Here is a 9,897-nt window from a genome sequence, read left to right as displayed (position 1 = left end):
CAATCAAATAGTTACGCACCGCTTGCATTGATTTTTTGATTCGTTATGCATGAAATTTCATCGCTATCGACTGAGTGGTCGCTCAAGACATTCGAATAAATATTAAAGCTTACCGGAATGCCGCCGTTTACTTCTTTAGCGCCCTTTCCAAATGTTACAAGAATTCATTCGATTTGATTCTGTCAAGTGACTTTCTGAAATATTTCAACGAATCGGCGCTGGCGGCAATCATCGAGATCAAAATGACCAACGGTGTGCCATAGCCGATCTGATTGGCTGTGCACTCACCCAAATACAAAATGGATATGAAAATTAAAGCTAAATTGACGTTATCCCTGCTCGCTTCGCTCGCGCTGGCCGCGTGTGGCGGTGGCGGCGACGGGGGCAATTCGGCGGCAGCGCCTGCGACCGGCAGCGCTTCGGCGCCGGCCGTGGCAAGTGCTCCCGTTCCCGCAAGCGCGCCGGTTCCGGCTTCTTCGCCCGCCCTGAGCGGCGAGCAGCTGCCGAGTCTGACCAGTCCGCAGAGCGGTTCGGCCGCGGCCACGGGCAACGGCGTAGAAGGGGTGTGGACAAGCCAGTCCGGCATCGACAAGACCACGGCGTTCGTCGATCCGCAAGGCAACATCTCTTACCTGAATACGGTAGGCGGCTTCGGCATGTCGGAATTCTTCGGCGTCATCGCGCCCAGCGCGCCGAACTGGACGCTCACCTCGGGTGTGGCATTCATCGGCGGCTTCTATTATCCGACGACCTCCGGCTCGGGCACCTTCGTGAATAAACAGACGTTCACGGGCAGCTACGTCGAGAACGGCACCACGGTGAACCTGTCCTGGAACTACGACGCGGCGAATGCGCTCGCAGTTACCCAGTCGAGCGTCGCGGGCACGTGGGCGCAAACCGGTTCGTCACTGACGATTGCAAACGACGGCACGCTCAGCGGCACACTGAGCGGCTGCCCGGTCTCCGGAACGTTGCTGCTCGCCACGCCGTCGTCCAGCAAGAATCTCTACACGTTGAGCGTGAGCGGCACGACCGCGTCCTGCACGTTGAAATCGGGCGCGACGTATTCGGGCAATGCCGCGATTACGTTCCTGCCGATCACGGGCAGCACCCTGTACGCCCGCACGATTCTCTTCATGATCAGGACAGCGGCCAACAACACGGTCGCCTACGGTCAGTTGACGAAGCAATAAGCGGAAGCAATCAGCTGAAGCAATAAGCGACGCATGAAACAAAGCCGCCGCCTTTCTGATGGGCGGCGGCTTCTGAATATTCGCTACCTGCGCGTTCAGATCACGAAATAAGTCAGTTGAACGGCGGCGCGGGTGACCACCATCAGCAGCACCTGCACGATCACGAACAGCAGGATCGGCGAAAGGTCGATGCCGCCGAGTTGCGGCACCACGCGGCGCAGCGGATTCAGAAACGGCGCCGTGAGCTGGTACAGGATCGGCATGGCCGGCGAACGCGGATTGAGCCATGACAGCAGCGCCATCAGAATCGTCAGCCAGATGATCAGATTCAGCGCCCACTTGATCAGAGTCAGCACCGCGACGATCAACAGCGTCGGCAATAGCGTGAGCGGATCGGCGCCCGTCAGCACCACCATCAGCACCACATACACGATGGCGGCGAGGAGGGCCGCGACAAGGCTCGCCCAATCGATCTTGCGCGTGCTCGGCAAGATATGCCGCAGCGGCAGCACGATCCAGTTGGTGGCTTGCAGTACGGCATTCGTGACGGGGTTGTAGGGCGGCATGCGCACGACTTGCAGCCATGCGCGCAGCAACAGCGCCGCGCCGAACAGCGTGAAGACGGTATTGAGCAGAAAACGGGCGATATCGCCAAACATCTCGTGTCCTTATCCTTCGAATGACGGCCGCCGGGCGGCCGCAGGGTGCCGGCGCTCTCCAAACGGCGCGCCGGCGGGTTCATTTGAATTTCCCGCGCCTTTCCCGCACTCGGGGCGCGTTACGCGTCGTTTGAAGCGGCCGCGTGGTGCTGCAATGTCACGGTTCGCGGGTCCCGATCAACGGCTCACTATATTAAAGACCGCGATTCGTCCGCGTTCCGCGGGGCATCACACGGAAATCTTGATCTCGCTGATCAGAATCGCGCCGTTGCCGCCGTCCGTGTAGTTGGGAATGTCGGCCATCAATTGCTCGGAAGCCGGTTTGAAGACTTTGTAGAAGTCGTCCGCGCTGTCGAACAGGAAGTGGCCCGCTGCGACGTACGGTGGCGGCGTTCCCGGCGGCCCTGCGTTGATGCCGACGTCGACCGACCAGCCCTTCAGCGACGGCCCGAACAGCTTCGCCGCGAGCGGCATATGCGTGACGCAGTAGTAGTCCACGTCGAAGTGGCCGTTTTCCCGATACGGATAGAGGATGCTGACCTTGATCATTGTGCGTTCTCGTCTGTTGGTCCCGATGCGCGGCGCTGGCGGATTGCGCGCGGCGCCGGACGTCACATTATCACGGCTTACTTGACGCTTGCACCTGCTGCGGCCTGATTCAGCGACCGGTTGAGCGATTCTTCCACCACCTCCGCGATGGCGTCGATCGCGGCGGGCGGCGTGGCGCGGCGTTCGGCCAGGCCGACCGCGCGCCGCGACATCAGCCCGTACAGCGCGGCGTGGTCGCCGCCGAGGCCTTCCAGCAGCGCCAGTTGTTTCTGAACCACGCCGGTGTCGCCGCGCGATACCGGGCCCGCGAGCGCGTTGGGCAAACCCCTGTCGCGGGCGGTTTCAATGGTGCCGGAAAGCATCGGCAGCAGCGCGCGCAGCGCATCGTCTTCGGCAAAGCCGAGCGTGCGCCACAGCGCGACGCATTCCGCGAGGCTGCACAGCGCGAAGCTGGCGGCGTAGTGCGCGGCGGCGTGATAGAGCATGCGACCGCCCGCCGGAATCGACAGCGGATGGCAGCGCAGCGCGACGGCTAGCGCTGTCAGCGTGTGTCTCAGTGCGCCGTCGGCTTCGATCGTCACCGAACACCCGGCGATGCGCTCCAGATCGGCGAGTTCGCCGCTAAAGAGGTACAGTGGGTGAAAACCGCCGATCGAGGCGCCCTGGTCGCGTGCCGGGGCGAGCAATTCGACCGGCGAAGCCCCGCTGCAGTGCACGAGCGCCTTGCCGTGCGCGCCGGCGGCGGTGTCGGGAGTGAACCGGAGTGTGTGCGCTGACGTACCGATGCTGTCATCGGGAACAGCTAAAAAGACGATATCAGCGGCGTCGACAACCTGTTGTGGGTTCTCGAATGCCGCGCAATGCTCGATTTGACTGGCAAGCCGGCCAGCGGAAGTTGCCGAGCGACTGGCTACCGCGGTGACCGGATAACCGGAGCGTGAAAAGCTCAGCGCGAGACAACGTGCGAGCCGGCCCGCACCGATAAAGCCGAGGCGCGGCAGAGAGGACTGGGACATGGGTGCCTGCTCCAGACGAAACGTTGGGAAAGCAGAAGTATCGCCCATCCGCCACGCTCGCGGCGCGGCTGGGCACTGGCTTTCGCTCGATCAGTGCGCCTGCGATATGACGCCCCCGGCCGGCCATTCGGCTGCTGGCGCCCGCGGGTTTAAAAACTGCTCATAATTCTTCAGAGCCGGTTTGGCAGTTGCTGTTCTGGGTATTTCGTCTCGCAGTCAGATTCGGGAGGTTCACGATGAATATTTTTTCTTACCGAAAGCACTTGCGGTTCCTGACGCACGCGCAGCGCCGTCGCTGGTGGGATCAGAAAAAGCGCCTGACGCCGCGCGTGCGGATCAGCGGCGCCTATGTCCCGCCCAGCGTGTCTCGCGAGTTCGCGTATGTGAAGGTCGGTTGACATAGCGACCCCTGCAGGTAAGGAATGCCCGGCCTCATCAGTCGGGCATTTTTCATTCTGGGGTGCAATTGGACGCCGTCAGGATCGAAGCTAATTTGTAATCAAAGATTACTGTGAAGCAAATGCCGCAAGCCGTAAGGCGGGCATTGCGACTGAATGTGGCGTCTCCAAACACGGGCAATCCCTGAGTTTTCAGCGCATTACGAAGGTGATTGACCGCTTGCGGCGTCCGCTGGCATTGCGCGCTTTTGTCGCCGATTGCAATTTGCAACAAATGCGAACAGATGGGTGCGGTCTTTTTCGATACATTGATTTCATAGCATGCAGGGCATGCGAAGTCGGCGACCCTGGTGGGCCGCGCTAGGAGAATAAAAGTGAAAAAGATCGTTCCGTTTGTCGTTGCCGCAGCACTCGGATTGGGGCTTGCCGGTGCCGCTCAGGCACACGTTTCCGTCGGTATCGGTATCGGAGTTCCGATTGCGCCGGCCTACCCGGTTTATGCCGCGCCGCCGCCGGTCTACTACGCACCGCAGCCGGTTTATGCGCCGCCGGTCGTTTATGCACCGCCGCCAGTCGTGGTAGGCGGGTATTACGGTGGCTATGGGCGTCCTTACTATCATCACGGCTATTATCGCGGTTACTACGGTCACGGCTACTATCGCCGCTAAATGTAGCGGGTCGATTTTGATTGACGGCGTAACGCCGGCTTGATCGCCGGGTTACGCCGTTTGTATTTTTGTTGGCGGCTTTTCATGCAGTCGATGGCGGGCTCATTGTCCGAATGACGGTTTGAATTCGCGCCGGCCGGTCAGGGCGAAGAGTTGCCAGAGGCGTTCACACGCTCACTTCACGCCTGACGTTCCAAAGCTCGGTCGAAGCTGGGAGAATGGTTGTTTCGCCACCGCTCTGGAGAGTTTCGCCGATGCAAGCGCTTCCCGCTCCCACTTTCGACGACGTACTCGACGCCGCAGCGCGTCTTGAGGGCGTCGCCCACCGCACACCCGTTCTGACCTCTGGCACTTTCAATGAGCGCACCGGGGCGTCGGTGTTCTTCAAGTGCGAGAATTTTCAGCGCATGGGCGCCTTCAAATTTCGCGGCGCCTACAACGCGATCTCGCATTTCGACGCGGAGCAGCGCAAAGCCGGTGTGCTGACATACTCGTCGGGCAACCATGCCCAGGCGATTGCCTTGTCGGCGCGCCTTGCCGGCATCCACGCCACGATCGTCATGCCGCAGGACGCACCCGCGGCCAAAGTCGCCGCAACCAAGGGCTACGGCGGTGAAGTAATCACCTACGATCGCTACACGGAAAATCGCGAAGAAATCGGGCGGCGGCTCGCCGAAGAGCGCGGCATGACACTGATTCCGCCTTACGATCATCCGCACGTGATCGCCGGGCAGGGCACGGCGGTGAAGGAGTTGATCGAGGAAACCGGGCCGCTCGACATGCTGTTCGTGTGCCTCGGCGGCGGCGGATTGATCAGCGGCAGCGCATTGTCCGCGGCGGCACTGAGTCCGGCGTGCACGGTGATCGGCATTGAACCGGAAGCTGGCAATGACGGCCAGCAGTCGCTGGCGCGCGGCGAGATCGTGCATATCGACACGCCGCGCACGATCGCCGACGGCGCTGCTTCCACGCATCTGGGCGACTACACGTTTGCCATCATCCAGAGACTGGTCGCGCGGATCGAAACGGTCAGCGACGCGCAGTTGATCGAGACGATGCGCTTTTTCGCGCAGCGCGTGAAGATCGTGGTCGAGCCGACGGGCTGTCTCGCCGCGGCCGCGGTGCTCAACGGCATCGTGCCGGTGAAGGGAAAGCGTGTCGGCGTGGTGGTGAGCGGCGGCAACGTCGACCTGGAAAAGCTTGCGCAGTATCTTGCCTGATACATTGCGTGGGCAGGCACTGTTGCGCTGGCCTGGCGCTCAATCGAAAACGGCTCGCCAACGCGGGCCGTTTTCATATCAGCTTGCCACGTGCGCGGTTTGCACGATCAGATCACGATACCCGTTGACGATCACGCTGTACGAGAAGTAGGCAAACAGCAGCGCAGACAGCACGTGACAGGCGCGCAGCAAGCCGGTGCCGGCGCGTTTGCGCCCGTGGCTGCCGAGTCCGCAGATAAAGATCGTCCAGCACAGACCGCCAAGAAAGAATCCGCCGAGAAAGACCGGCGCGGTCGTCACGCTCGTGGCGCCGGCTTTCGCGATCAGCGCGCCGCCGACCGCGGCGAACCACAAAATCGCCGACGGCGACGACACCGCCAGCAGGACGCCGCGCAGGAAACCGCGCCACGCGGACAGATGCGGCGCATTCGCGTCCGCCTCGCCGGCCACGGCCGGCGCCGTCGCCGGGAACATCGCTTCACGGGCCATCTTCCAGGTCAGGAAGAGCAGGATCGCCGCGCCGCCGATCCACACCACCCAGCGCACGGATTGGAACTGCAGCAAGGCGGCCATGCCCGCGAGCGCGAGCGCCGCATAAATCAGATCGCCGATGCACGAACCGAGGCCGAGCCAGAAGCCCGGTTTGAAGCCATGCGAGAGCGTCAGGGAAATCATGGCGACGTTCACAAGACCGATATCCAGACACAGCGACAGCGACAGAAAAAACCCATCCGACATCATTGAAAAAGCATGCATCTGCGCAACGGCTCCGTTAGCTTTGTTATTCAGTCTTGTCGTACGGCTTGCCTCAGAGGCCCAACTCGTTCCACAAGGAGTCGATGCGCTGTTTGATCGCGTCGTCCATCACGATGGGGCGGCCCCATTCCCGATCGGTTTCCCCGGGCCACTTGTTGGTCGCGTCGAGGCCCATCTTCGATCCGAGTCCGGCCACCGGCGAGGCGAAATCCAGATAGTCGATCGGCGTGCGATCCACCAGCACCGTATCGCGCGCCGGATCGATGCGCGTGGTGATCGCCCAGATCACTTCCTTCCAGTCGCGGATATTCACGTCCTCGTCGACCACGACGATGAACTTCGTATACATGAACTGCCGCAGGAAGCTCCACACGCCGAACATCACGCGTTTGGCGTGGCCGGGGTAGCTCTTCTTCATCTGCACGATCGCCATGCGGTAGCTGCAGCCTTCGGGCGGCAGATAGAAGTCGGTGATCTCGCTGAACTGCTTTTGCAGCAGCGGCACGAACACTTCGTTGAGCGCGACGCCGAGCACGGCAGGTTCGTCCGGTGGTTTGCCGGTGTACGTGGAGTGATAGATCGCATCGCGCCGCATGGTGATGCGCTCGACCGTGAAGACTGGGAACCACTCCTGCTCGTTGTAGTAGCCGGTGTGGTCGCCGTATGGGCCTTCCAACGCATGTTCGTAGGCCGCCGAGGCGCCCTTGACCGGACGCGGCAGTGCGCCTGCGGGAGCGGGCGAAGGCGCGCCTTCCTGCGGATAGATGAAGCCTTCGAGCACGATCTCGGCGCGCGCGGGCACCTGCAAGCCGTCGACGCCCGGCGTGATGCACTTCGCCAGTTCCGTGCGGCCGCCGCGCAACAGGCCGGCGAACTGGTATTCAGACAGCGTGTCGGGCACCGGAGTGACCGCGCCGAGGATCGTGGCGGGATCGGCGCCCAGCACGACTGCCACCGGATACGGCTTGCCCGGGTTCTGCAGGGCGAACTCGCGGAAATCGAGCGCGCCGCCGCGATGCGCGAGCCATCGCATGATCAGTTTGTTACGTCCGATCAATTGCTGGCGATATATGCCTAAATTTTGTCGGCTCTTATTTGGGCCTTTTGTGACGGTCAGGCCCCATGTGATCAGCGGGCCGGCGTCGCCGGGCCAGCACGTTTGAATCGGCAGCTTCGCGAGGTCCACGTCGTTGCCTTCCCAGACGATTTCCTGGCAGGGCGGCGCGCTCACCGTCTTGGGCGCCATGTCCCACACTGCCTTTGCGAGGGAGAACAGCTTGCCGGCGTCCTTGAGCCCCTTCGGCGGCTCCGGTTCCTTCAATGCGGAGAGCAGCCGGCCCACGTCGCGCAGCGATTCGAGCGCGGCGCCGTCGCCTTCGCCGGCTTGCGCGTCCACTCCCATGCCGAGCGCGACCCGCCGAGGCGTGCCGAACAGGTTGCCGAGCACCGGGAACGCATGCTGTGTCTTGCTCTCGAACAGCAAAGCCGGGCCGCCGGCGCGCAGCACGCGGTCGCACAACTCGGTCATTTCCAGGACAGGCGAGACGCTTTGTGAGATGCGGCGCAGTTCGCCGATGGTCTCGAGACGGCCGACGAAATCGCGCAGGTCTTTGTATTTCATCTGGTGCGGTTCAGTGCCGCGCAAGCGGCGAAGAAGGGAGGCGCAGCACGGTTTAACGGCGCCAGAACGATTGTCGATTTTACCTGTGTTGGCGAGCGCACGTAGCTCGGCCAAATGACCTAGGCGGGACGGGGGAACCGAAACAGGTCAAAAGGCGCGCGCCGCGCGGTTTTGGGGTGTCTGAACAGGGTTCGTTATTACAATTAGTTATACATTTGCCTATCTATAGTGTTGACGATCTATAAAACCCTGCATAAAATCCGTCCACATTGGTTGCAGGGCGTGAACCTTTTTACCACTGCCCCCGGTCCCATCAGACGCAACGCGTCACCGCTTACCGATTCCTGCACGGTATTAGACGGTCTTATTGATGTCCTCGCCAGCGTTAACTGACGCTGGTTTTTCGCGTGGGAGCCACCGCCCGCATGCTTTTTTGACATGCCGCGGTCCTTTTCCAGGATGGCTCCCCACAAACGGTATTTACCGTTTTCCCGACGTCGCTGCTGCCCTAACCAGACAGAGCGCGCGATGTCTTGATTCTGCGAACGTGCTTCACCGCCTATTCATATGGCGGGGTTCGCGGATCATGCAACATGGGAGATCTGAATGAACGCCTGGTTATCGTGGCGTCCCGATGAGCGTATCGCGCAAGTTGTGCGCGGTGTGGTGCGTTGCGGGACGCGAATGAGTCATCACCTGTTCAGCATCGTCGGCGGTATCGCGGTGGTGCTGACAGTCGCACTGTGGCTGATGCCGGCCCTGCGCGGCACGTTAGCCGCCAAGGCAATGCCGGTCATCTCCGCCGCTGTGCAAGCCGGTCCCGCCCGTCTGCTGCAGGGCAACCCGCTGCCGGCTTTCGGACCGCCCGCGCGCGCGTCCTCCGACGACTCGCTGACCGCCAGCTCGAACGGCCCCGATGCCGTGAGCGGCACGAACAACGGCAACACTGTCACCGCGAGCAACAGCAGCTTTGACAACGCATTCGACGCCGCCGGGTCAACCGGCATGGGTGTCGCGGCGCTGAACGGCCTCGATCCGCGCACCATGCAGAGCGTTACTGCGCTGGCAAGCTTGATCCCGTCGCAACGTGTATCCGCCGACGCGCGCGACGACCGCGTCCTGATCTCGACCCGCGAGCAGGACCTGGTTGCGTCCTTTCTCGCACGGCGCTATCGCGTTGCTCAGGAGCCCGTCAGCGAGCTCGTGAAGGCGGCGTTCGACACCGGCCGCGAAGTCGGTCTCGATCCGCTGCTGCTGCTTTCAGTGATGGCAATCGAGTCGGGCTTCAACCCGTACGCCGAGAGCGGCGTCGGCGCACAAGGCCTGATGCAGGTTATGTCCAAGGTGCACTCGGACAAATTCCAGTATTTCGGCGGTCAGAGCGCGGCGCTCGAACCGGTCGCGAACATCAAGGTGGGCGCGCTGGTGTTGAAGGATTGCATCGCACGCGGCGGCTCGCTGCCGGGCGGCTTGCGTCTGTACGTCGGCTCGACTTCGCCGGACGACGGCGGCTACGGTGCCAAGGTCATGGCCGAGCGTGCCCGTCTGCGGGACGTGGCGCGTGGCCGCAAGGTGCCGATCAACGCACCGCAGGCGCCGGTTTTGACGGCGTCGACCAACACGGCTACTGCCGCGTCCGCCAGCAATGGCAAGCGCGTGCAGGTGACGCTCGAAGGCAGTCACCCGTTGAGCGCGGCGACGCCGGTGAAGGCGCCGGTTTCCTCCGAGCTGGACGATGCGAGCGCCAACGCGACGAAGCACGTGGCATCGGCCTCGGAGTTGGGCGCTTGAGGTTGGCAGCTTAGAACGGGCGACTC

General features: G+C 62.2%; 11 protein-coding genes. 5 read left to right on the top strand and 6 right to left on the bottom strand.

Annotated features, from left to right (window positions below; all coding sequences use genetic code 11):
* Nucleotides 1-154: 154 nt before the first annotated feature.
* Entirely contained in the window at nt 155-586 is a 432-nt protein-coding gene (locus tag B0G73_RS41925) for a hypothetical protein (RefSeq protein WP_374957028.1), read from the bottom strand.
* On the opposite strand from B0G73_RS41925, the gene B0G73_RS21930 reads away from it, so the two are divergent.
* Entirely contained in the window at nt 564-1,193 is a 630-nt protein-coding gene (locus B0G73_RS21930; protein WP_374957027.1) for a hypothetical protein, read from the top strand. The genes B0G73_RS41925 and B0G73_RS21930 overlap by 23 nt on opposite strands.
* Before the next feature lie 95 nt (nt 1,194-1,288).
* Here B0G73_RS21930 and B0G73_RS21925 read toward each other — a convergent pair whose 3' ends face one another.
* The 3 genes from B0G73_RS21925 to B0G73_RS21915 all read right to left on the bottom strand — a co-directional run bounded on the left by B0G73_RS21925 (nt 1,289) and on the right by B0G73_RS21915 (nt 3,417).
* Nucleotides 1,289-1,852, bottom strand: coding sequence for a YggT family protein (locus B0G73_RS21925; RefSeq protein ID WP_106283378.1), 564 nt, complete (start codon nt 1,850-1,852; stop codon nt 1,289-1,291).
* Nucleotides 1,853-2,080: 228 nt separating this feature from the next.
* Nucleotides 2,081-2,401, bottom strand: coding sequence for an EthD family reductase (locus B0G73_RS21920; protein WP_106283377.1), 321 nt, complete (start codon nt 2,399-2,401; stop codon nt 2,081-2,083).
* Between the two features lie 77 nt (nt 2,402-2,478).
* Nucleotides 2,479-3,417, bottom strand: coding sequence for a Rossmann-like and DUF2520 domain-containing protein (locus B0G73_RS21915; RefSeq protein WP_106283376.1), 939 nt, complete (start codon nt 3,415-3,417; stop codon nt 2,479-2,481).
* A 236-nt stretch (nt 3,418-3,653) separates the two neighbouring features.
* Between B0G73_RS21915 and B0G73_RS40605 the strand changes: the two genes are divergently transcribed.
* The 3 genes from B0G73_RS40605 to B0G73_RS21905 all read left to right on the top strand — a co-directional run bounded on the left by B0G73_RS40605 (nt 3,654) and on the right by B0G73_RS21905 (nt 5,703).
* On the top strand, nt 3,654-3,815 hold the full coding sequence (locus tag B0G73_RS40605) for a hypothetical protein (RefSeq protein ID WP_007180743.1): 162 nt from the start codon (nt 3,654-3,656) through the stop codon (nt 3,813-3,815).
* A 374-nt stretch (nt 3,816-4,189) separates the two neighbouring features.
* Nucleotides 4,190-4,483 carry a hypothetical protein gene (locus B0G73_RS21910; protein ID WP_106283375.1) on the top strand — a complete coding sequence of 98 codons (294 nt, stop codon included), beginning with the start codon at nt 4,190-4,192 and terminating at the stop codon, nt 4,481-4,483.
* A 254-nt stretch (nt 4,484-4,737) separates the two neighbouring features.
* A complete protein-coding gene (locus B0G73_RS21905) occupies nt 4,738-5,703 on the top strand; it encodes a threo-3-hydroxy-L-aspartate ammonia-lyase (protein WP_106283374.1) in 966 nt (321 codons plus the stop codon).
* 78 nt (nt 5,704-5,781) lie between these two features.
* Here B0G73_RS21905 and B0G73_RS21900 read toward each other — a convergent pair whose 3' ends face one another.
* Both B0G73_RS21900 and B0G73_RS21895 read right to left on the bottom strand, forming a co-directional pair.
* Nucleotides 5,782-6,459: a LysE family translocator gene (locus B0G73_RS21900; protein ID WP_106283373.1), complete on the bottom strand. Its 678-nt coding sequence runs from the start codon at nt 6,457-6,459 to the stop codon at nt 5,782-5,784.
* Between the two features lie 52 nt (nt 6,460-6,511).
* Nucleotides 6,512-8,080, bottom strand: a complete 1,569-nt coding sequence (locus B0G73_RS21895; protein ID WP_106283372.1) for a UbiD family decarboxylase — start codon at nt 8,078-8,080, stop codon at nt 6,512-6,514.
* 606 nt (nt 8,081-8,686) lie between these two features.
* Between B0G73_RS21895 and B0G73_RS21890 the strand changes: the two genes are divergently transcribed.
* Nucleotides 8,687-9,871 (top strand): transglycosylase SLT domain-containing protein, encoded by a 1,185-nt coding sequence (locus B0G73_RS21890; RefSeq protein ID WP_106283371.1) that lies wholly within the window; start codon nt 8,687-8,689, stop codon nt 9,869-9,871.
* Nucleotides 9,872-9,897 lie beyond the last annotated feature (26 nt).

Origin of the sequence: Paraburkholderia sp. BL25I1N1 (assembly GCF_003002025.1) — a bacterium.
Lineage (GTDB): Bacteria > Pseudomonadota > Gammaproteobacteria > Burkholderiales > Burkholderiaceae > Paraburkholderia.
The sequence above is the reverse complement of the archived record's forward strand: the minus strand, read 5'-3'. Positions and strand labels throughout refer to the sequence as shown.

Bases quoted from the DNA above. Each gene is read 5' to 3' on its own strand.
- B0G73_RS40605 (WP_007180743.1), top strand. From the start codon at position 3,654: ATGAATATTTTTTCTTACCGAAAGCACTTGCGGTTCCTGACGCACGCG.
- B0G73_RS21900 (WP_106283373.1), bottom strand. From the start codon at position 6,459: ATGCATGCTTTTTCAATGATGTCGGATGGGTTTTTTCTGTCGCTGTCG.
- B0G73_RS21895 (WP_106283372.1), bottom strand. From the start codon at position 8,080: ATGAAATACAAAGACCTGCGCGATTTCGTCGGCCGTCTCGAGACCATC.
- B0G73_RS21890 (WP_106283371.1), top strand. From the start codon at position 8,687: ATGAACGCCTGGTTATCGTGGCGTCCCGATGAGCGTATCGCGCAAGTT.
- B0G73_RS21925 (WP_106283378.1), bottom strand. From the start codon at position 1,852: ATGTTTGGCGATATCGCCCGTTTTCTGCTCAATACCGTCTTCACGCTG.
- B0G73_RS21915 (WP_106283376.1), bottom strand. From the start codon at position 3,417: ATGTCCCAGTCCTCTCTGCCGCGCCTCGGCTTTATCGGTGCGGGCCGG.
- B0G73_RS41925 (WP_374957028.1), bottom strand. From the start codon at position 586: ATGCCGGACTGGCTTGTCCACACCCCTTCTACGCCGTTGCCCGTGGCC.
- B0G73_RS21920 (WP_106283377.1), bottom strand. From the start codon at position 2,401: ATGATCAAGGTCAGCATCCTCTATCCGTATCGGGAAAACGGCCACTTC.
- B0G73_RS21905 (WP_106283374.1), top strand. From the start codon at position 4,738: ATGCAAGCGCTTCCCGCTCCCACTTTCGACGACGTACTCGACGCCGCA.